The organism is uncultured Xanthomarina sp. (assembly GCF_963971605.1).
Classification (GTDB): domain Bacteria; phylum Bacteroidota; class Bacteroidia; order Flavobacteriales; family Flavobacteriaceae; genus Xanthomarina; species Xanthomarina gelatinilytica.
In genome coordinates this window covers 1-21,534 of record NZ_CAXATZ010000041.1, presented here as the reverse complement: position 1 = coordinate 21,534, position 21,534 = coordinate 1, and the positions used below count along the sequence as shown (strand labels likewise).

The following is a 21,534-nucleotide window of genomic DNA, read 5'->3' as shown; positions in this document are numbered from 1 at the left end:
GTTGCCACCTGGAGGAGGAGATATTCCTGGAGGAGGTTTAAATGGAGGTCATAATGGAATGCCACCACCAGCTAATTATCCACAGTAAAATTTTTTTATTTGGAAGAATTTTTAAGAAATAATTATAGTATTTTAATAACTAGTATTGAAATTTTAGCAGTATTTGTGGGTTTAATTTTTTATAAAAAACACAAATATTCAGATGCTAAATATTTCATTTTTATTCTAGTTTATCTCTTTATTATTGAATTTCTTGGAGCGTATACTATTTATGTGGAAAAATTTGAATTTTTACACAATGTAAAAGTAGCTTTAAAGGACACCTTGTTTGAAAAAAATAGATGGTGGTTTACTTTATTTTGGAATATTGGAGGTGTTTTAATATTTGCGTTGTACTATCAAAAAGTATTAAAGAATAAGTTTTATGCAAACTTACTAAAAGCATCAACAGTTATATTTTTAGTATTCTCTTTTTATATCATATTGAGTAATTGGAAAGATTTCTTTGTTAAATCTTTTTCTTCCATAGATATTGCTGGAGCTTTGATTATCATTCAATGTGCTTTTTATTATTTCTTGGAAATTCTTTCAAATGAACGAGTGCTCAAATTTTATAAAGATTTAAATTTTTATATAAGCATTGCAATTTTAATTTTTTGGCTCATAATATCTCCTTTGGCATTTTATGAAGTGTATTATTCAACTGCAGATTGGAATTATATTATTTTGAAATGGCAAGTCTATTTATTTGCTAACTTGTTCTTGTATGGTATGTTTGCGATTGGGCTAATAATATCAAATCCAGAAAAATGATTAATTTTTAATAAATAAGAACAGTGCATGCGCGAATATTTAAAATATGCCGAAATTGAATCTAAGGAGTTGGGGTACACTATGGATGGTGTACGTGTGTATTTGGGGGCCTATCCTACAGAAGCAGAAGTAGGTTACACCACCATGTTTATGGTGCCAACTAGAACAGCATCCTTTGCTAAAGCTGGTAGCATGTTAAATTTGCTACCAACAGATAATGGTGATGTGCCAGATGGTTCACCTTTAAATGATGGAGTTTTTGGAAATCCTCCACCATCAGAATACCCTCAACAAAAAGTTAATACATCAAGAATTGTATGATAGAATTATAATTTTATTAAACAAAGCTTATAAAATTTGGCAGTTGTAATCGGTTTATACATTATTAAAAAGTATAAACAAGCAACTGCTAAATATTTTAATATGTGTTGCTTTTGCCTTAATGTGGTGTGGTGTCAAACAGGAAGCCTAACGTTAGTATTTACAATTACACAATGACTTTATTAATATTTCAAATAATTATATTACATTGAAACTTAATTTATTTCATAAGTCTTTTAAAGGATGAAAGACATCCTGCTACAACATTATATGTATGTAAATTTGACTGTAGTTTTAAATGTTGTATTGCAGATGCAGACCCTGCACAAGCTTAATTAAAATGGATGACTTGCTTAATAATAATACCTTTATGTATCTGTCTTTTACATTGGCCCTAATATTATTCAAACCTAAAAATGATCAAACTAATTAATACCTTTTTACAAACACAACCTTCGGTGTCTACCTCGGCAGAACGTTATTTGCTAATTTATATGATTGGTGTTTTGCTTATAGTGACTTCCTTAGTCGTGATATTTTTTATTGTTTTTCAAAAACGAAAGAACAAGCTTTTATTGGATAAAATAAGGCAACAACAAGCCTTTGAAGAAGAACTTTCCAAAACCCAATCCGAAATTCAGGAACAGACCTTAAAGCACATAGGTTGGGAACTTCACGATAATGTTGGTCAGTTGTTAGCCTATGCCAGTATGCAACTAAACATGTTGGGAGCAAAGATTCCGGAAGACATGAAATCCACTTTGGACCTAACCACAATTACCATTAAAGAAAGTTTAAAAGAGGTACGTTCCTTGTCCAAATCCTTAAACAATGATGTGATTTTGAACATTGGTTTTGAAAAATCCATAACCAATGAGTTAGATCGATTAAAACGCATGAAATTTGCTTCGGCAGAGCTTCATATTAAAGGAAACAAAAGACCCTTGGATAATAAAAAACATGAAATTATTTTATTTAGAATCCTTCAGGAATTTTTTTCAAACTCGGTTAAATATTCCGAAGCCAACAACCTAAAGGTCACTCTGGAGTATTTAGATGATAAAATGATTATTATAGCCTCGGACGATGGCAAGGGCTTTAACGTGGAAACTGCCAAAAAAGGGTCTGGACTCATTAATATGAAAAGTAGGGCAGAACTTATAGACGCTACTTTCCAAATGCACTCCAAACCCAATGAAGGTGTGCAACTTCAAATAGAATATCCTTTATTGGAAAGCGCAACTGTAGGTTAACGATTTAAGATAGAAGTTGAATTCGAATTTGAATTTATTTTAGACAAGCATCCCAAACAGGATCTTTTGGCAATGGTGCAGTTACATCTATAAAATTGTTTGAAACAGGATGTGTAAATTGTAGGTTCCTGGCATGTAGACTAATGCTTGCGTCTTTATTGCTTCTGTCAAACCCATATTTTAGATCCCCTTTAATGGGACAGCCCATACTTGCCAACTGCACACGTATTTGATGATGTCTGCCTGTTTCCAAAGTAACTTCCAAAAGATAATAGCTATCCAATTTTTTAATTACTTGATAATGAAGGACGGCTTTTTTCCCTTTAGGAATTTCATTGGGATATGCTGTGGATTTGTTGTTTTTAGGATTCTTTTTTAACCAATGAATTAAAGTGTCCTCTGTTTTAGGTGGTTCTTGTTTAACCAAAGCCCAATAGGTTTTTTGGGTTTTTTTGTCTGCAAACAGTTTATTTAACCTAGGCAAGGCTTTGCTGGTTTTAGCAAACAAAACCACTCCAGTGGTAGGTCTGTCCAGTCTGTGTACCACGCCAAGATAAACGTTGCCAGGCTTGTTATATTTGTCTTTAATATAATTCTTTACAACATCACTTAAGGGTTTATCTCCAGTTTTATCCCCTTGCACAATGTCACCAGCACGTTTATTTACAATGATGATATGGTTGTCTTCGTATAAAACTTGAAGGTTTTCTTTATTGGAAAGTATTTTATCTGAAGTTTTTGCCACAAATACAGGAATAATTTATTTTATTAATAAACCAAGAACCAAGAACCTTAAACCTTGAGCTTTCAACCTTAATACTGCTCCTCACTGTTAGGAAAATCTTCGGTTTTCACATCTTCCACATATTGAGAAATGGCAGCTGTCATATCTTCATAGAGGTTCATATATCGTCTTAAAAAACGTGGATGAAATTCATGGGTCATGCCTATCATGTCGTGTAAAACCAAAACCTGACCATCTACACCATTTCCTGCTCCAATGCCAATAATAGGAATGGAAACACTTTTTGCAACCTCTTTGGCTAATTTGGCAGGTATTTTTTCCAATACAATGGCAAAACAACCAGCTTTTTCTAGCATTAGAGCGTCTTCTTTTAATCTTTTGGCTTCTTCTTCTTCTTTGGCACGAACCGTATAAGTTCCAAATTTATAAATGGATTGTGGTGTTAATCCCAAGTGTCCCATGACTGGAATTCCAGCATTCAAGATACGCTTTATGGACTCCTTGACTTCTTTGCCACCTTCCAGTTTAACAGCATGTCCACCAGATTCTTTCATAATCCTAATGGCAGAGCGCAAAGCTTCTTTAGGATCACTTTGGTAGCTTCCAAAAGGCAAATCTACAACCACCAAAGCACGTTCTACAGCCCTTACTACCGATGAGGCATGATATATCATTTGGTCCAAAGTAATGGGCAAAGTGGTTTCATGTCCAGCCATGACATTACTTGCCGAGTCTCCAACCAAGATAACATCTATACCAGAACCATCTACAATTTTTGCCATGGTATAATCGTAGGCAGTGAGCATGGATATCTTTTCGCCATTGGCTTTCATATCCACTAAAGTTTTTACGGTAATTCTTTTGTATTCTTTTTTTGCTACAGACATATAGGTGCTTCTTTTAATTGGAACGCATCTTGATTTTTTCCGTTTCATAAAATTGAATGAAATAGAACAAATTTCTTTTCATTTTCGGTATGAACAAAAAACCAAAATGAGTTCAGGCTGTAAAAGTACTAAATTAGCTGTTTAATGTTAAACTTTTCTTTAAAGTCTTTCATATAGCTACATGTTGAACTACTTTAGTTCAAAACCAATTAATTATGGAACGCGTTATTATTTTTCTGGTCTTACTGATTACGACCACTATTACAGCACAAAACAAAGCCGAAATGGACGTCAAAAAAGCAATTGACACTTTTTTTGAAGGTTTTCATAAAGGGGATACCTTACTTATGAAATCTGTGATGTATAACAACATGTTGACACAAACAACCTATAAAGACAGAGAGGGGAAAGGGAAACTGGTAACAGATGATGTTGCAAAAATGATACAAACCATTGCCAACAGACCAGCAGACCAAAAGTGGGAGGAACGCTTACTGGATTATAACATTCAAATAGATGGAACCATGGCTCATGTTTGGACACCTTATGAGTTTTGGGTAAACCATCAATTTAGTCATTGTGGCGTGAATTCGTTTCAACTTTTTAATGATGAAGGCCAATGGAAAATTATATACCTTATGGATACTAGAAGGAGAGAAGGGTGTAACCAATAAAACAGTTTTCAGTCTTAGTGTTTTGTAGGCAGTATAGATAAACTAAAAACTTTCGTCTGTCTGGAAACTGATAATTTGTAAACGATTGAAATGGGTTTTTAACAATCAGATAAATTCACACCAACAGCCAAACCACCTTCACTGGTTTCCTTGTATTTGGAATTCATATCTTTTGCTGTTTCCCACATGGTAGCTACCACTTTGTCAAAGGGCACCTTTACATTTTCGGGATTGGTGTCAATGGCCATTTCAGCTGCATGTATGGCTTTCATGGCTCCCATGGAGTTTCTTTCAATACAAGGAATCTGAACCAAACCACCAATAGGATCGCAGGTTAGGCCTAAATGGTGTTCCATGGCAATTTCAGCCGCAATTAAAACCTGTTCCGGAGAGCCACCCAACAATTCGCACAAGGCTCCAGCAGCCATGGCAGACGATACGCCAATTTCAGCTTGACAGCCTCCCATGGCAGCACTTATGGTTGCCCCTTTTTTAAAGATGCTTCCTATTTCTCCAGCAACCAATAAAAAGCGTTTTATATGTTCAAAATTAGCGTCGTGGTTTTCTATAACCATATAATACATTAAAACCGATGGAATAACACCAGCACTACCATTGGTAGGAGCCGTAACCACACGTCCCAAAGACGCATTTACTTCGTTGACACTCAAAGCAAAACAGCTTACCCATTTTAGGATTTGTCTAAACTTAACTTCGGTTTTCCTTATGGTTTCCAACCATTCCTGTGGGTCGGCATAAGGCAATTCACCTTTTAAATTTTGATACATATCGTAAGCGCGACGTCTTACGTTTAAGCCTCCAGGCAAGTTGCCTTCCGTATGGCAACCAATATACATGCATTCCAACATGGTCATCCAAATTCGCTGTAGCTCAAAATCTATGGTGTTTTCATCCCTTAAGGATTTTTCGTTTTCCAAAACAATACTGGATATTGGCATGTTCAACTGGTTGCAATAAGCAATCAGTTCTGTTCCTTTGGCTATGGGATAGGGAAAGGTGTTTAGAAATATCTCCTTGTTTTTTTTAGAGTTCTTTCGCTCTTCTTTAACTACAAAACCTCCACCTATGGAATAAAAAGTGGATTTGGATTTTCTGCCATTAATGGTTGCAGTGAACACCAATCCATTGGCATGATATGGAAGAAACTTTCTGTTGAACGTAATTTGGGTGTCTGGATTGAAAGGTATGGATTTTTCATTATTGAAAAATAAAACGTGATTGTTTTTAATGGAGCTAATGATGACCTCAATGGTATCTGTAGGGATTATTTCAGGGTCAGCACCACTTAATCCCAACATCACAGCATAATCTGTGGCGTGTCCTTTACCTGTTAAAGAGAGGGAACCATATAAATCAACACTAATATGTTCCACAGCATCAAATTTGTTGCTGGCTTTCAATTCTTTAATCCAACGTTCTGCAGCACGCCAAGGGCCCAAGGTATGTGAACTAGAAGGCCCAACACCTATTTTTAACATATCAAAAACCGAAATACACTCCATAATCCGTCAATTTATATAAATAACAAATATAAAGTCTTTCTTTCAATTAAAAGATAATTCATCTGGGAGTTATCAAGAATTTTCCGATTAAGCACTGGACCTTTTAAAAACCCATTTAAACAAGGTTCTTGTTTTTTTATGTGACATCCTGTCAGATTTTTTGACATGGCATAATCATTGACTTATACATACCGAATTTAAAACAGATTATTCAACACTTTATTTCCGTGAAAACGGAAAACTAAAACAAATTATAAATTATGAGTAAAATTATTGGAATCGATTTAGGAACAACCAACTCTTGCGTTTCTGTTATGGAAGGTAACGAGCCAGTTGTTATCCCAAACGCAGAAGGTAAACGTACAACACCATCTGTAATCGCTTTTGTTGATGGAGGCGAAATTAAGGTTGGTGACCCAGCAAAACGTCAAGCAGTTACAAACCCAACAAAAACGGTTTATTCTATTAAGCGTTTTATGGGGAATAAGTATTCTGAATCTAAAAACGAAGCAGAACGCGTACCATATAAAGTAGTTAAAGGTGAAAACGATACACCTAGAGTTGATATTGATGGTCGTTTGTACACACCTCAAGAATTATCGGCAATGATTCTTCAAAAAATGAAGAAAACAGCTGAAGATTACCTAGGAACAACCGTTAGCGAAGCAGTTATTACTGTACCTGCTTATTTTAATGACAGTCAACGTCAAGCAACAAAAGAAGCTGGTGAGATTGCAGGTTTAAAAGTTAGAAGAATTATTAACGAACCTACTGCAGCAGCATTGGCCTACGGTTTGGATAAAAAAGGAACGGATCAAAAAATAGTGGTATTCGATTTTGGTGGAGGAACACATGACGTTTCCATCCTGGAATTGGGTGATGGTGTTTTTGAAGTACTTTCAACAGATGGAGATACCCATTTAGGAGGTGACGATGTGGATGAAAAAATCATTAATTGGTTGGCAGACGAGTTTAAATCAGAAGAAGACATCGATTTACGCAAAGACCCAATGGCTTTACAACGTTTAAAAGAGGCTGCCGAAAAAGCGAAGATAGAATTATCATCTTCTGCACAAACAGAAATCAATTTACCTTACGTAACAGCTACAGCTACTGGGCCAAAACACTTGGTGCGAACTTTAACACGTTCTAAATTCGAGCAATTAATAGACGATTTGGTAAAACGTACCATTAAGCCATGTGAAAAAGCACTTAAAGCAGCAGGCTTAAGTAAAAGTGATATTGATGAAGTGATTCTTGTAGGTGGATCGACACGTATTCCTGCTGTACAAGAAGCCGTTGAGAAATTCTTTGGAAAAAAACCAAGTAAAGGAGTAAATCCAGACGAGGTAGTTTCTTTAGGAGCAGGTATTCAAGGAGGTGTATTGACTGGAGACGTTAAAGATGTCCTGTTATTGGATGTAACACCTTTATCCCTTGGTATTGAAACTATGGGTAATGTTATGACCAAGCTAATAGAGGCCAACACGACCATTCCTACAAAGAAAAGTCAGGTGTTCTCTACAGCAGCAGACAACCAGCCATCCGTAGAGATCCATGTATTGCAAGGAGAAAGAGCTATGGCTGCCGACAATAAAACCATAGGACGTTTCCACTTGGACGGTATTCCACCAGCAAGACGAGGAACCCCTCAAATTGAAGTAACTTTCGATATTGATGCCAATGGTATAATTAAGGTTTCAGCTACAGATAAAGCAACAGGAAAATCTCAAGACATAAGAATTGAAGCTTCTTCTGGATTGACCGAAGAAGAAATAGAAAAAATGAAGCAAGATGCTGAAGCAAATGCTGAAGCAGATAAAGCAGCAAAGGAAAAAGCCGATAAATTGAATGCTGCAGATGCCATGATTTTCCAAACTGAAAGTCAGCTTAAAGAGTTTGGTGACAAATTATCTGATGATAAAAAGAAACCAATTGAAGAAGCGCTTGAAGAATTGAAAAAGGCGTTTGAAACAAAAGACATAGCAGTTATAGATCCAGCTTTGGAGAAAATTAATGAAGCTTGGAAAGTAGCTAGCGAAGAAATGTACAAAGCCCAAGCAGAAGCACAGCAAGGAGGAGCCCAAGCAGGTCCTGATGCCAATGCAGGCGGCGACGCTAACGAAGGAAGCGACGTAGAAGACGTGGACTTCGAAGAAGTGAAGTAAGCAGAGAGCCAATCCCAATTTTTTACCGGGATTAGTTGAATCGCTTATACTGAGCTAAAATAAAAGGTCTTTTAGACTGAGTACAAATACTAATAAAACGCAATCATTTATTTGGTTGCGTTTTTTTTATGAACACCAGATTTTTTGTTATGCATGCATAATAAATTGTTATATATTTGTGTTTCATAAAATGTACTTGGAAGTTCCAATTTTTATGGAAGAAACCCCTTAAGTCATTTTAAAACAATTAAAACTCATGCAAACCAAGCTTACCCAACTTTTAAATATTAAATACCCTATTATTCAAGCTCCCATGTTTTTGGTATCGAACACAGCCATGGTTATTGAAGCCATGAAAGCAGGAATAGCAGGTTGTATCCCAGCGTTAAATTACAGAACTTTAGAAGAGTTACGTGCAGCTATTAAGGAATTAAAAGCTGCAAAAGTAGAGAATGGTTCGTTTGGGTTTAATTTAATTGTAAACAAATCCAACATTAAATATAAAGAACAATTACGCGTGTTGTGTGAAGAGGGTTGCGACTTTATTATCACCTCTTTGGGAAGTCCAGAAGAAACAATAAACAGTGCTCATGCAGTAGGAATTAAAGTATTTTGCGATGTTACCGATTTAAAATTTGCAAAAAAAGTGGAAGCCTTGGGAGCAGATGCCGCCATTGCAGTAAATAATGAAGCTGGAGGCCATAGAGGCAACCATTCACCTGAAGAATTATTGACTTTATTGACCAAGAATCTGTCCATTCCTGTAATTTCAGCAGGAGGTGTTGGCTGTAAAGCTGATATGGATCAAATGATTAGCTATGGTGCAGCTGGTGTTTCTGTTGGAAGTCCATTTATTGCTTCAGAAGAAGCCAATGTTACCAATGAATACAAACAAGCCTGTGTGGATTATGGCGCTAAAGACATTGTAATGACACAGCGCATTTCTGGTACACCATGTACTGTTATAAACACACCTTATGTTCAAAAAATTGGGACTAAGGAATCTTGGTTGGAATCTGTTTTGAACAAAAACAAAAAACTTAAAAAATGGGTAAAAATGATTCGTTTTTCCATTGGTATGAATGCTACAACCAAAGCAGCTACCCAAGCCACCTATAAAACCGTTTGGGTTGCAGGACCCAGTATTGAGCATACCAAAGCTATTTTACCAACTAAGGACATAATTAATAAGCTTATTTCTGATTAATTTAGCAATCTTCCAAAGACATCTGTCTTTATTTCTGGCCATTCCTCCTTTAAAATGCCATAACAACAGGTATTGCGTCTAAAACCATCTTGCATGAGTGTGTCTTTTCGTAAAACACCTTCAAGAGAGGCTCCAATCTTTTCTACAGCTTTTCTGGAACGTATGTTCCTTTCATCGATTCTAAATTCCACTTTTTCAAAAAACAATACCTCAAAGGCATATTGAAGCATTAAAAACTTCATGTGTTTGTTTAATCCAGACCCTTGAAATTCCCTCCCAATCCAGGTCCAACCTATATGTAAGAGCTTGTTTTTCCAATCTATCTGTCCAAAACGAGTACTTCCTGCATACCCTTGTTTGGTTTTATCGTAGACAATAAATGGCATTGTTGTTTTATGATAATAACCATCTACAGCAGTTTGCACGTATTCTTTAAGTGTCTCTGGCGTTGAAATATCGCTGGGAGAATAGTATATCAAATCTTCTTCACTCGCTATGTTTTGTAGATGTTTGTAATTGCTCAAATCCAATAAAGTGAGTTTAACATGATTGTTTTCCAAGTGTGGTATATCCATAAAAAATGATTAAATCAAGGTATTGATAAGTTCTACATTTACAACATGCTTGCCTTTAAAAGGGATAATATTTAGGTTTTTTCCAAACATGGCTTTGGCTCTTTGGGTTTCATGTGAAATACGTTCATTATTTAAATATTCGTCTTCCGTACCATAAATCATGGTTACTTTTGTGTTTAAAAACTCAAAGTCTTCAGGCGTTAACTCCTTGGGAATACCTCCAGAATGCAATACCAGCTGCGAACAATTTAATTTTCTTTTGGCAACATACCTCATGGCTACACTAACGCCTTGAGAATAGCCTAATACAATTAAATTTTTGTCTTCAGGAAGATGTTCTGCTTCAAAAACAGCATCAAAATAGCGCATCACATTTTCGGTTTCATTTATGGTGTTTTCTTTGGTCAGCCAACTGGAACCAACATGTTTAAATTTTGGTGGTATGTAGTACTTGCTTTGTGCTTGTGGTGCAATTATATAATTTTCATGGGCATTCAACCCACTAAAGTACCTTAAAAAATACCTGCTTAAATATCCCATGCCATGACATACAAACCAAATATTCTTGGTATGGCTGGTTAAACTGTTTAAAGTTGCATAACTATTGGTAGTTGTATAGGATATTTCTTTTTCTTCTAAATTCATTTTGTACTTTTACATTTCGGTTTTAAAAATACAAGAATTCTATGCAATTATCTAAAAAAGAGACTTTAGTTGAATTAAATAAAATTGGCAAAAATACCTTGATGGAAACTCTAGGTATCGAGATTACCGATTGTGGCGACGATTTTTTAATTGCTAGAATGCCTGTTAACTCAAGAGTTTATCAGCCAGATGGCGTATTACATGGTGGTGCAACAGCTGCATTGGCAGAAAGTGTAGGAAGTTATGCTTCACATTTGTTTGCTAATTTAGATGATGTATTTGTGAGAGGTATTGAAATAACAGCCAACCATTTAAAAAGTGTGAAAGAAGGTTATGTATATGCCAAAGCAACTTTTTTGCACAAAGGAAGGACCACTCAATTATTGGATATCAGGATTACAGATGATAACGATAATTTGGTGTCTGTTTGTAGATTATCAACCATCTCGCTTCCAAAAAAGAAATAATGACTTCCGAAGTTTTTTTTGAACAAATTCAACAACAATTGGACAAGCATTTACCTTTTGTAGCCTACAGAAAGCCTGGGGAAATATTGGTAAACGCGATGCTGCAACCAACGGATGACGTTTTTACGGTAGATGATTATTCTGAAAAGGGATTTGTTTTTGCGCCTTTTGATAGCACAAAAGCAGCCATATTGATTCCTTTGGAACACTCTAAAGGGATTTCATGTCAAAACCCTCAAATAATTAAAAACAACACAAGTCATACTAAGTACCAAGCCTTGGATTTGGATAGGGAACAACATTTGGTATTGGTTCAAAAAGGCGTGGATGCCATTAAAGCAGGTCTTTTTCAAAAAGTGGTTTTGTCCAGGATTGAAAAAACAGAACACACAATAACCAATCCATTAGAAGTTTTCAATGCCTTATTGCATCATTATCCTTCAGCCTTTGTATATTGTTGGTATCATCCACAAATAGGCTTTTGGCTTGGAGCAACGCCAGAAACATTGATACATGTGGAAGGTTCCCGTTTTAAAACCATGGCTCTGGCAGGAACCCAAAAATTTTTAGGTACAGACAAGGTTGTTTGGCAACATAAAGAAAAAGAAGAACAACAGTTTGTTACAGATTTTATAGTTCACAGCTTAAAACCATTTGCCAACAAATTGGCAATATCTGAAGTAGAAACCATAAAGGCAGGAAACCTCCTTCATCTTAAAACGTCTATTTCTGGGAACTTAAACTTAAAACACACAAATTTTAAACAAGTACTTTTAGCATTGCATCCAACACCTGCCGTATGTGGTTTGCCCAAAGAAGCGTCTAAACGGTTTATATTGAAACATGAACCTTACCAACGTGAGTTTTATACCGGTTTTTTGGGAGAGTTGAACGTGCAGTTAAAAACCAACAGGAATACCAATAGAAGAAACGTGGAAAACAATGCGTATGCTTCCATAAAAAACGTTTCCAATTTGTTTGTTAACCTGCGTTGTATGCAAATTTTGAATAAAAAAACTGGAATTTACGTTGGTGGAGGCATCACAAAAGACTCTAATCCAGAAGCCGAATGGCAAGAAACCGTAGCAAAAGCAGATGTCATGAAAAAGGTATTGCAATAATTTTATTTCGTATGTCTATTTGTTACATTTGCATTTAGATTTTATCTTACATGTTATACCCAAAAAACCCTCTAGCACAAACTGTTATTCAGCTTTGTAAAGCCAAAAACATTCAGCATATTGTGATTTCTCCTGGAAGTAGAAATGCACCATTGACCATTGGTTTTACCAACGATCCTTTCTTTACTTGTTATAGTATTGTAGATGAGCGTTGTGCTGGTTTTTTTGCTTTAGGGATTGCCCAGCAAATAGAACGTCCTGTGGCTTTGGTTTGCACTTCTGGAAGTGCCTTGCTTAATTACTATCCAGCTATTGCCGAAGCTTTTTATAGCGATATCCCTTTGGTAGTGCTTTCAGCAGACAGACCTCGATACTTAATTGGAATTGGAGATGGACAAACCATTAATCAAAAAGATGTGTATGCCAATCATATTTTAAATTCGGCTAATTTAAAGTTGAATTTTGAAAATGCCCCAAAAAATTCCAATGAGACAGAACCAGCTATCATTAGGTCCATAGAAAATAAATTGGAACGTATGTTAGGTGTTAAACAGGAACTGGACGATGAAAACGAAACCAAAATAAACACAGCATTAAATAAAGCCATATCGCTTAATGGTCCTGTGCACATCAATATCCCTTTTGAAGAACCCCTTTACGAAACCACAGACAAATTGACTGTGGAACCTAAAGTGATTGAGTTTGAAACCAAGAAGAAAAAGATAGACGATTTCTTTATCCAGGAGTGTTATGACGATTGGAACACCTATTCCAAAAAGATGATTTTGGTTGGTGCCAATCAGCCCAATAAGGTCGATCAACATATATTGGATGAGTTGGCTAAGGACAACAGTGTGATTGTGTTTACAGAAACAACATCGAACATCCATAACAAACAGTTTTTCAATAGTATCGATAAAATGATTGCACCTTTAACAGAAGAAGGGTTTCAAGCTTTGCAACCTGATATTTTGGTAACTTTTGGTGGTTTAATCGTATCTAAAAAAATCAAGGGGTTTTTACGTAAATTCCAACCCAAACATCATTGGCATATAGACAAGAAAAATGCAAACGACACCTTTTTTTGTTTGGACAAACATATAGAAGCTACTCCCAATCAGTTTTTTAATGCGCTTTTGCCAAGATTAACACATTTTGTTAAAAGCGATTACAAACCTTTTTGGAACGACATAAAGCTGTTAAGGGACGAAAAACATCAAGAATATCTAGAGCAGGTACCCTTTAGCGATTTTAAGGTGTTTGATACGGTTCTTAAAGTGTTGCCAGAACAAACCATTTTGCAGTTGGGTAATAGTTCTGCTGTAAGATATGCGCAACTTTTCGACCTTAAGAAAACCATTCAGGTGTTTTGTAATCGAGGGACAAGTGGTATTGATGGCAGTACCAGTACAGCCATTGGTTGCGCTAAGGTACACAAAAAACAAACCGTTTTTATTACAGGCGATTTAAGCTTTTTCTACGATAGCAATGCGCTCTGGAACAATTACATTCCCAACCATTTTAGGATCATTCTTATCAACAACCAAGGTGGAGGTATATTTAGAATCCTTCCTGGCCATAAAAACACCAAAAAATTCGATACTTATTTTGAAACCACGCATAACCTTACAGCAAAACAGTTATGTAAAATGTATGAATTTGAATACGATGTAGCAGCTAATGAAAGGCAGTTGAAGGCGCAATTAAAAACATTTTTTGAAGAATCCAACCAACCTAAATTATTGGAAATTTTTACTCCAAGAACCCTTAACGACGATGTGTTGTTGGATTATTTCAAGTTTATTAAATAGCCTGTAATCAAAACTGATTTTTTTCATTTTCAACATCTATTATTACTACCTTTGCAGCATGATACATTTAGGAGAATACAATACGTTAGAAATACTTCGCGAATCTGAACAAGGTTTATATTTAGCAGATGAAGAAGGGAACGAAGTGTTGTTACCAAACCGATACGTACCGGAATCGTTTAAAATTTGGGATAAAATGGACGTTTTTGTCTATTTGGACAATGAAGAACGTTTGGTTGCCGTAACCGATAAACCTTATATTAAAAAAGGTGATTTTGCATTATTACGATGTAATGCCGTAACGGAACATGGTGCTTTTTTGGATTGGGGCATGCTTAAAGAATTGTTTTGTCCGTTCCGGGAACAGGCCTTTAAAATGAAAAAAGGAGGTTGGTATTTTGTGTATTGTTTTCTGGATGAAAAAAGTAACAGATTGGTTGCTTCCAGTAAAACAAATCAATTTCTGGATAATAAAGAACTTACGGTAAGTCAGTTTGAAGAAGTAGACTTAATCGTGTCCCATCCTTCAGAAATAGGTATGAACGTGATTATCAACAAAAAACACTTGGGACTTATTTTCAACGACGATATTTTTCAGGATTTAAGTGTTGGGGACAGGTTGAAGGGTTACATAAAAAAAATCAGGCCTGATAATAAAATTGATGTGGTTTTAGGCCAAATAGGCTATAGAAACATAGAACCAAATGCCGATGCCATTATGGTGGAACTTCGTGATAACAGTGGATATTTAAACTTAACGGACAAATCGGATCCTGAAACCATTAAACAAGTGCTTAAAATGAGTAAAAAAAGCTTTAAAAAAGCAGTTGGCTCCTTATACAAGCAAAAACTTATAGAAATAAAAGAAGACGGGATTTATTTGGTATAGCTGTTTTTTTTGGCTTCAACTTTTTCATTGATCCACGCTTCTGCTTCTTCCAAAGAAGAAAACAACCGTCTGTTGATTTGTTTAAAAAAATGATTTTCCAAATCAAAATTTATGGTTTTGGTCAAATCTTCGCTAACTACAGCTGTGGCAACCAGGTTAGGGATTTCTTTTTCAAGTTGCATGGCATCGGTTGGTACCGTATTAAAAGGGTGTATTTTGTTTACAATTAATCCAAAAGGTTTGTTGGCAAATTGCCCCAAACCTTTGGTTTTTATTTCATGTAAGGCACGCATGGAAATTATGGCTTCTTTGGCATATTCTACCAAAACAAAATTTTCAAAAAAGTAAAAATCCCCTATTTTAAGAGCTATGTGTTTCTTTATCTTGCTGGATAGAAAAGAGGAGCGTACTGGTGTTTGCATGTTTTTATTACATTAAGTCGTTTTTTTGCTTCTAACCCAAGTTACAGCTTCTTCTAAAGTTTCAAATTTTTTTCTGGGAAATGAAAAATAGGCATCTTCCAACTCAATCACCTTATTGGTAAGATGGTTGTAAGACACAATAACATAAGCAGAAAGAAACTTTAAGTTTTTCGAATTAGACAAGATGTCCATAAGATCTACAGAATACGAATATATTCGGTTGGAAATAAAAAACTGGGGCATCCCATTGTGGGTTTCGTTTTTAAGTTCTAGAACCTCATTAAACTTGTTGAAAGTTACATGGCTACCTTCTTTAAATTCAGCAATAATCATGTTTTCAATAAAATGAAAGTCACCTATTTTCAATGAAACGGTAGCATCAATTTCTGATGCAAAAGAAGATTTTAGTGTTTTCATAGTGTCATACCTGAAAATATAAGTTATATAATTTTGTTTATAAAAGCAAATGCAATAGTTGATATTTGTTGTAATTATGTATTTTTACACCGAAAAAAGTGACAAGATTATGAGTGAAATCAACTGGAAAACAGCCAAAGAATACGAAGATATTACCTACAAAAAGTGTAATGGTGTTGCTAGAATTGCTTTTAATAGACCAAATGTACGTAACGCTTTCAGGCCAAAAACCACCAAAGAATTATATGATGCTTTTTATGATGCAAGTGAAGATGTAAATATTGGTGTGGTATTACTTTCTGCTGAAGGGCCTTCTACAAAGGATGGAGTGTATTCATTCTGCTCTGGAGGAGACCAAAAAGCTAGAGGCCATCAAGGATATGTTGGGGAAGATGGTTACCATAGATTGAATATTTTGGAAGTGCAGCGTCTTATTCGTTTTATGCCTAAAGCAGTAATAGCTGTGGTTCCAGGTTGGGCAGTTGGTGGAGGACATAGTTTGCATGTGGTTTGCGATTTAACTTTGGCAAGTAAAGAACATGCCATTTTTAAGCAAACAGATGCCGATGTTACCAGTTTTGATGGGGGTTATGGATCAGCCTATTTGGCAAAAATGGTAGGTCAGAAAAAAGCACGTGAGATCTTTTTTCTAGGAAGAAATTATTCCGCACAAGAGGCTTTTGAAATGGGCATGGTAAATGCTGTAATTCCACATCATGAACTAGAAGAGACTGCTTACCAATGGGCTCAAGAAATATTGGCAAAATCACCAACATCCATCAAAATGTTAAAATTTGCCATGAATTTAACAGATGATGGGATGGTTGGCCAGCAAGTATTTGCAGGAGAAGCTACGCGTCTGGCATACATGACAGATGAAGCTAAAGAAGGTAGAGATGCTTTTCTTGAAAAGCGAAAGCCTAATTTTCCTAAAAAATGGATCCCATAAATCTATTGATACAAGCGCTTATTTATGTCAAAAAAATACAAGATATGGTTATCGGCCTTTAGGCTAAGAACACTTCCTTTGTCTCTATCAGGAATCATTGTAGCTGCTAGTTTGGCTGCTTACAATGGTGTTTTTGATTGGTTGGTGTTTGTATTGGCCATTTTAACAACATTAAGTTTGCAGATACTTTCTAATTTGGCAAACGATTATGGCGATGGTGTAAAAGGTACAGATAGTGACGATAGAATTGGACCACAACGTGCCATACAGAGTGGAACGATAACTCCAGATGAGATGTTTGAGGCCATTAAAATAAATATTTTAATTGTTATCGGCTTGGCCTTCTTTTTAATCATGGCTGCTTTTGGGACTAAACACTTTTTACTGGCCATGCTTTTTTTTGGTTTAAGTTTATTTGCCATTTATGCTGCCATAAAATATACTGTTGGAAAAAATGCTTATGGCTATAGAGGGTTAGGAGATGTTTTTGTTTTTGTATTTTTTGGTTTGATAAGTGTTGGAGGAGGTTATATATTATTCGCTCAAAAATTGGATCACATTATATTTTTGCCAGCTTGTACCATTGGTTTGTTAAGTGTGGCTGTATTAAATTTAAATAACTTAAGGGATATTCATTCCGATAGAAGAGCAAATAAAAACACCTTGGTAGTTAAAATGGGTTTTGAGAATGGAAAAACCTATCATTACGTGTTAATAGGTGGTGCCATGGTTTTATCTATTTTATATGGTATTTTGTATTACTCTTCGCCTTTTAATTTTATCTATTTCCTTGCCTATATTCCTCTTATTAAGCACCTTATGACTGTTCGTGACAATACAGACCCAAAACTGTTGGATCCAGAGTTAAAAAAGCTTGCATTAAGCACATTTATACTAAGTGTTTTGCTTGCCATTGGTCATTTACTTTAACAATAGTTACTAAAATAATTTCATAAAGTCTTGTTTTTCAAATAAATATGTTTTATATTTATTGTGTTGGTAGGTTATTATCAATAATTGAAGCGGTTAAAAATGCTTCATATTTTGGGGATTGAAAAACTCAAACAGATTCTTGTAATTTGTTTGAGTTTTTTTGTAAATTCCAATTTCAAAAAAAATTTCTCAAAACAATGAAAATCACTTTTTACGGTCACGCAAGTTTAGGAATAGAAGTAAATGACGTTCATATATTGGTGGATCCATTTATCTCTGCAAACGATAAGGCATCACATATAGATATCAACACTTTAAAAGCAGATTATATTTTGTTGACACATGCTCATCAAGATCATATATTGGATGTAGAGACCATAGCAAAGCGTACAGATGCTGTAATCGTATCTAATTTTGAAATAGTAAGTTACTTCCAAAATAAAGGTTTGGAAGGACATCCAATGAATCATGGTGGTAGTTGGGATTTTGAATTTGGTAATGTAAAGTATGTTAATGCTATACATACATCTTCATTTCCAGATGGAAGCTATGGTGGACAACCAGGAGGCTTTGTTATAGAAGGAGAGCGTAAAAACATCTATATTGCTGGAGACACAGCTTTAACCATGGACATGAAATTAATCCCTTTACAAATTAAATTGGATCTAGCCATTTTACCTATAGGGGATAATTTTACCATGGGAATAGACGATGCTATTATAGCAAGTGACTTTGTGGAGTGCGATAAAATTTTAGGTTATCACTACGATACTTTCGGTTATATTGAAATAGACCATGAAGAAGCCAAACGAAAATTCTTCGACAAAAATAAAGACTTGATGTTGCTAGATATAGGGGAAAGTATTGAGCTTTGATTTTACGCAAAATCCCTACGGTTAGGTCACTTTACTTTTTAAGACTAATTTGTGGAGAAACTTTGGAAAAAACCGTTTAACATACACGCCCAAAACTTCAGATTTACCAATATAGGCTTCAAACTTTTCTTTCTGAATGGCTTTAAGCATGCGTTTTACAAACACAGTAACTTCCAGTCCGTTTTCGGTCATTTCGTCTTGATATCCTTGTTTGCTGCCATCAGCAGTTAACGCATTTCTGGCTACATTGGTATTTACAAATCCAGGACAGATCATGGTCACTTTAATATGGTCTTTTTCGTGTTCCATACGCAAGGTGTCAAAAAAACCATGTAAGGCATGTTTTGCACCACAATAAGAGGACCTGTAAGGGGAACTGAATTTACCCATAAGGCTGGAAACCACAACAAAATGACCTGTTTTACTTTTAATAAAATAAGGCAATAGTGCTTTGCTTAATGCTACCGTACCCAAATAATCTATTTCCATAAGCTTTTTATCTACTTCTATAGATGTGTCAATAATGGGAGAACGTTGACTAATACCTGCATTGTTGATTAATATGTCAATATGGCCAAAAAGTTGCATGGCTTTTTCAACTACCAAGCTCATAGTTGCATAATGAGCCAAATCGAATGCTAAAACTTGAACATTTTCTTGGTTTTTACAGTCCATTTTAACGCTGAAAAGCTGTTCCTGATGTCTTGAAGACAATATGAGTTTACAAGATTGTTTGGATAGCTCCAAAGCCAAGCCTTTCCCAATACCACTAGAGGCACCAGTAATCCAAATCACTTTATTTTCAAAGGTCATGCTATGGTTTTTTTGCCCTTGACAGGTATTGAAATATGTTCGCTGCTTTCATTAAGTTCAGGGTTGGATTGAGAATTTAAATGGGTTGCCAACCATTCTTCCCTTAAGTTGTTGCTTAATTTTCCTGTACCATCATGTTTCCATCCGGGTGGTTTTATAAAATATTTCAATCTATTGGAAAGTGATTTTTTTCCAGAAAAAACATCTTTAAGCATGTTATACCATTCAATAAAGGCAACTTTTACAGGATTATAAGTTTGGATGTTGGTTACCAATCCGTAAACCACCTTTTCATGATCCAACTCAGCTTGAAAAGTCCCAAATAATTTGTCCCATATTATTAAAATACCAGCATGATTTCTATCAAGATAAATAGGATTGCTTCCATGATGTACTCTATGATGCGAAGGTGTGTTCATTATGGCTTCAAACCATTTTGGCAGTTTGTTTATGGTTTCTGTATGAATCCAAAATTGATACAATAAACTTACGGACATTTGCAACAATATCATGGCTGGATGAAATCCTAACAAAGGCAACCATAACCAGAACACAAAGGAATAGAAACTACCAGACCAAGTTTGCCTCAAGGCAGTACTAAGATTATAATGTTGTGAGGAATGGTGAACCACATGCGATGCCCAAAACAATCTACACTCATGAGAAATCCTGTGGAACCAATAATAAGAAAAATCGTCTGCAAAAAACAACAAAACAAAACTCCACCACGCAATGGGAATGGTAAAAATCCTAAAATTCTCATACACAAAAAATAAAGCTAATAATACCAAACCTTTACTTAGCAAACCTATAAATACATTTCCTAAACCCATAGCAATAGAAGTCAATGCGTCTTTGGGTTCATAACTTTTAATGTTTTTTTTGGTTGTGATAAACAGTTCCAAAAGCATGGAAGCTATAAAAAAAGGAATGGCAAAATGAATAAGGTTTGGAAATTCAGGCATGAGTATTTAAGATTATTAAGTCTAAATGTACAAAATATTTTAAGTATTTTTGAAACTTACTATGAAAGCAACCTACAAGAAATATATTTTAAATTTTAAACAAGCCAGTGGCACATCTAGAGGTGTTTTAAGAACCAAGGAAACCTGGTTCCTGATATTGAAACAGGATGACAAAATTGGAGTGGGCGAGTGTGGGTTGTTTCGTGGTTTGAGTGCAGACGATGTTCCACATTATGAAGAGATTTTAAAATGGACCTGTTTAAACATTCATTTGGGTTTACAGGTTTTATTGGATGAGCTTTATAAATTTCCAAGCATCCAATTTGGACTGGAAACGGCTTTTGCTTCTTTAAATAGCGATGACCCATTTGTATTGTTACCTTCAAATTTTACCAAGGGTACTGATGCCATCCCTATCAATGGCTTGATCTGGATGGGAAGTGAAAGTTTCATGAAACAACAGATAAAAGAAAAAATTGAAGCTGGTTTTTCCTGTATCAAAATGAAAATTGGTGCCATTGATTATCAAACAGAATTAGACTTACTAAAATCCATTAGGAAAGAATTTTCAAATAGAGACATTATTTTAAGGGTCGATGCCAATGGTGCTTTTTCAGCTTCAGAAGCCTTGGAAAAATTGCACCAGCTTGCAGAATTACAAATCCATTCCATAGAGCAACCCATTAAACAGGGACAATGGCAGGAAATGGCTCGATTATGTGAAAAATCACCCATACCAATAGCTTTGGATGAAGAGCTGATTGGCATTTTTTCAAAAAAAGAAAAAATTAAATTGCTTCAAACCATAAAACCTCAATACATTATTTTAAAACCCAGTTTAATTGGAGGTTTTAAAGGAAGTGATTCTTGGGTAAGCCTGGCACAAAAAGAAAGCGCATATTATTGGGTTACAAGTGCATTGGAAAGCAATGTAGGCTTAAATGCCATAGCACAATGGACCTATATGTTACACCAAGATTATCATCAAGGGCTGGGCACAGGTGGTTTGTTTACCAATAATTTTGACTCTCCTTTACTAGTAAAAAATGGTACATTGCAAT

Annotated in this window: 23 protein-coding genes; 14 read left to right on the top strand and 9 right to left on the bottom strand. The window is 35.4% G+C overall.

Translation table 11 applies throughout. The features are described from left to right. The first annotated feature begins 99 nt into the window (after nucleotides 1-99). The 3 genes from AACY93_RS12115 to AACY93_RS12105 all read left to right on the top strand — a co-directional run bounded on the left by AACY93_RS12115 (nucleotide 100) and on the right by AACY93_RS12105 (nucleotide 2,387). Nucleotides 100-813 carry a hypothetical protein gene (locus AACY93_RS12115; protein ID WP_286854225.1) on the top strand — a complete coding sequence of 238 codons (714 nt, stop codon included), beginning with the start codon at nucleotides 100-102 and terminating at the stop codon, nucleotides 811-813. A gap of 27 nt (nucleotides 814-840) precedes the next feature. Further along, on the top strand, nucleotides 841-1,134 hold the full coding sequence (locus AACY93_RS12110) for a hypothetical protein (protein WP_286854227.1): 294 nt from the start codon (nucleotides 841-843) through the stop codon (nucleotides 1,132-1,134). Between the two features lie 416 nt (nucleotides 1,135-1,550). After that, nucleotides 1,551-2,387 carry a histidine kinase gene (locus AACY93_RS12105; RefSeq protein ID WP_286854229.1) on the top strand — a complete coding sequence of 279 codons (837 nt, stop codon included), beginning with the start codon at nucleotides 1,551-1,553 and terminating at the stop codon, nucleotides 2,385-2,387. Between the two features lie 34 nt (nucleotides 2,388-2,421). Here the strand turns inward: AACY93_RS12105 and AACY93_RS12100 are convergent, their stop codons facing one another. Together AACY93_RS12100 and panB are read right to left on the bottom strand one after the other, a co-directional pair. After that, nucleotides 2,422-3,132 carry an RluA family pseudouridine synthase gene (locus AACY93_RS12100; RefSeq protein ID WP_286854231.1) on the bottom strand — a complete coding sequence of 237 codons (711 nt, stop codon included), beginning with the start codon at nucleotides 3,130-3,132 and terminating at the stop codon, nucleotides 2,422-2,424. Nucleotides 3,133-3,200: 68 nt separating this feature from the next. Continuing rightward, on the bottom strand, nucleotides 3,201-4,019 hold the full coding sequence (gene panB / locus AACY93_RS12095) for a 3-methyl-2-oxobutanoate hydroxymethyltransferase (RefSeq protein ID WP_286854234.1): 819 nt from the start codon (nucleotides 4,017-4,019) through the stop codon (nucleotides 3,201-3,203). Between the two features lie 215 nt (nucleotides 4,020-4,234). Between panB and AACY93_RS12090 the strand changes: the two genes are divergently transcribed. Beyond that, entirely contained in the window at nucleotides 4,235-4,693 is a 459-nt protein-coding gene (locus AACY93_RS12090) for a nuclear transport factor 2 family protein (protein WP_286854236.1), read from the top strand. Nucleotides 4,694-4,791: 98 nt separating this feature from the next. On the opposite strand, the gene AACY93_RS12085 is transcribed toward AACY93_RS12090, so the two are convergent. Continuing rightward, nucleotides 4,792-6,216: an L-serine ammonia-lyase gene (locus AACY93_RS12085; RefSeq protein WP_007651245.1), complete on the bottom strand. Its 1,425-nt coding sequence runs from the start codon at nucleotides 6,214-6,216 to the stop codon at nucleotides 4,792-4,794. Nucleotides 6,217-6,476: 260 nt separating this feature from the next. Between AACY93_RS12085 and dnaK the strand changes: the two genes are divergently transcribed. Beyond that, complete coding sequence (dnaK, locus tag AACY93_RS12080) at nucleotides 6,477-8,384, top strand: molecular chaperone DnaK (RefSeq protein ID WP_286854237.1); 1,908 nt, start codon at nucleotides 6,477-6,479, stop codon at nucleotides 8,382-8,384. Between the two features lie 256 nt (nucleotides 8,385-8,640). Continuing rightward, a complete protein-coding gene (locus AACY93_RS12075; protein WP_007651238.1) occupies nucleotides 8,641-9,591 on the top strand; it encodes a nitronate monooxygenase in 951 nt (316 codons plus the stop codon). Here AACY93_RS12075 and AACY93_RS12070 read toward each other — a convergent pair. Both AACY93_RS12070 and AACY93_RS12065 read right to left on the bottom strand, forming a co-directional pair. Continuing rightward, complete coding sequence (locus tag AACY93_RS12070; protein WP_040492423.1) at nucleotides 9,588-10,166, bottom strand: GNAT family N-acetyltransferase; 579 nt, start codon at nucleotides 10,164-10,166, stop codon at nucleotides 9,588-9,590. The genes AACY93_RS12075 and AACY93_RS12070 overlap by 4 nt on opposite strands. Nucleotides 10,167-10,175: 9 nt before the next feature. Further along, a complete protein-coding gene (locus AACY93_RS12065; protein WP_286854243.1) occupies nucleotides 10,176-10,811 on the bottom strand; it encodes an esterase in 636 nt (211 codons plus the stop codon). Between the two features lie 41 nt (nucleotides 10,812-10,852). On the opposite strand from AACY93_RS12065, the gene AACY93_RS12060 reads away from it, so the two are divergent. From AACY93_RS12060 to AACY93_RS12045, 4 genes are read left to right on the top strand one after another with little or no spacing between them, the layout of a single operon-like run. Continuing rightward, nucleotides 10,853-11,278, top strand: coding sequence for a PaaI family thioesterase (locus AACY93_RS12060; RefSeq protein WP_007651235.1), 426 nt, complete (start codon nucleotides 10,853-10,855; stop codon nucleotides 11,276-11,278). Next, nucleotides 11,278-12,399 carry a chorismate-binding protein gene (locus tag AACY93_RS12055; RefSeq protein WP_286854246.1) on the top strand — a complete coding sequence of 374 codons (1,122 nt, stop codon included), beginning with the start codon at nucleotides 11,278-11,280 and terminating at the stop codon, nucleotides 12,397-12,399. Before AACY93_RS12060 ends, AACY93_RS12055 begins: the two co-directional genes overlap by 1 nt. 50 nt (nucleotides 12,400-12,449) lie before the next feature. Next, nucleotides 12,450-14,210 (top strand): 2-succinyl-5-enolpyruvyl-6-hydroxy-3-cyclohexene-1-carboxylate synthase, encoded by a 1,761-nt coding sequence (locus tag AACY93_RS12050; RefSeq protein WP_286854248.1) that lies wholly within the window; start codon nucleotides 12,450-12,452, stop codon nucleotides 14,208-14,210. 58 nt (nucleotides 14,211-14,268) lie between these two features. After that, a complete protein-coding gene (locus tag AACY93_RS12045; RefSeq protein ID WP_007651231.1) occupies nucleotides 14,269-15,099 on the top strand; it encodes a S1-like domain-containing RNA-binding protein in 831 nt (276 codons plus the stop codon). Here the strand turns inward: AACY93_RS12045 and AACY93_RS12040 are convergent. Both AACY93_RS12040 and AACY93_RS12035 read right to left on the bottom strand, forming a co-directional pair. Next, entirely contained in the window at nucleotides 15,087-15,521 is a 435-nt protein-coding gene (locus AACY93_RS12040) for a hypothetical protein (protein ID WP_286854251.1), read from the bottom strand. The genes AACY93_RS12045 and AACY93_RS12040 overlap by 13 nt on opposite strands. 12 nt (nucleotides 15,522-15,533) lie before the next feature. Next, nucleotides 15,534-15,938: a hypothetical protein gene (locus AACY93_RS12035; RefSeq protein WP_007651229.1), complete on the bottom strand. Its 405-nt coding sequence runs from the start codon at nucleotides 15,936-15,938 to the stop codon at nucleotides 15,534-15,536. A 76-nt stretch (nucleotides 15,939-16,014) separates the two neighbouring features. Between AACY93_RS12035 and AACY93_RS12030 the strand changes: the two genes are divergently transcribed. The 3 genes from AACY93_RS12030 (at nucleotide 16,015) to AACY93_RS12020 (ending at nucleotide 18,695) form a co-directional block, all read left to right on the top strand. Then, the gene (locus AACY93_RS12030) at nucleotides 16,015-16,887 is read left to right on the top strand and encodes a 1,4-dihydroxy-2-naphthoyl-CoA synthase (protein ID WP_262507728.1); all 873 of its coding nucleotides are present in this window, start codon (nucleotides 16,015-16,017) and stop codon (nucleotides 16,885-16,887) included. Nucleotides 16,888-16,911: 24 nt separating this feature from the next. After that, the gene (gene menA / locus AACY93_RS12025) at nucleotides 16,912-17,817 is read left to right on the top strand and encodes a 1,4-dihydroxy-2-naphthoate octaprenyltransferase (RefSeq protein ID WP_286854254.1); all 906 of its coding nucleotides are present in this window, start codon (nucleotides 16,912-16,914) and stop codon (nucleotides 17,815-17,817) included. A gap of 200 nt (nucleotides 17,818-18,017) precedes the next feature. Then, entirely contained in the window at nucleotides 18,018-18,695 is a 678-nt protein-coding gene (locus AACY93_RS12020) for a metal-dependent hydrolase (protein ID WP_286854256.1), read from the top strand. Nucleotides 18,696-18,716: 21 nt separating this feature from the next. Here AACY93_RS12020 and AACY93_RS12015 read toward each other — a convergent pair whose 3' ends face one another. Further along, the gene (locus AACY93_RS12015; RefSeq protein WP_286854258.1) at nucleotides 18,717-19,508 is read right to left on the bottom strand and encodes an SDR family oxidoreductase; all 792 of its coding nucleotides are present in this window, start codon (nucleotides 19,506-19,508) and stop codon (nucleotides 18,717-18,719) included. Continuing rightward, entirely contained in the window at nucleotides 19,505-20,473 is a 969-nt protein-coding gene (locus AACY93_RS12010; RefSeq protein WP_286854260.1) for a sterol desaturase family protein, read from the bottom strand. Before AACY93_RS12010 ends, AACY93_RS12015 begins: the two co-directional genes overlap by 4 nt. Nucleotides 20,474-20,534: 61 nt before the next feature. On the opposite strand from AACY93_RS12010, the gene AACY93_RS12005 reads away from it, so the two are divergent. Beyond that, nucleotides 20,535-21,534, top strand: a 1,000-nt coding sequence (locus tag AACY93_RS12005) for an o-succinylbenzoate synthase (RefSeq protein WP_339612093.1), incomplete at its 3' end; no start/stop codon positions are given.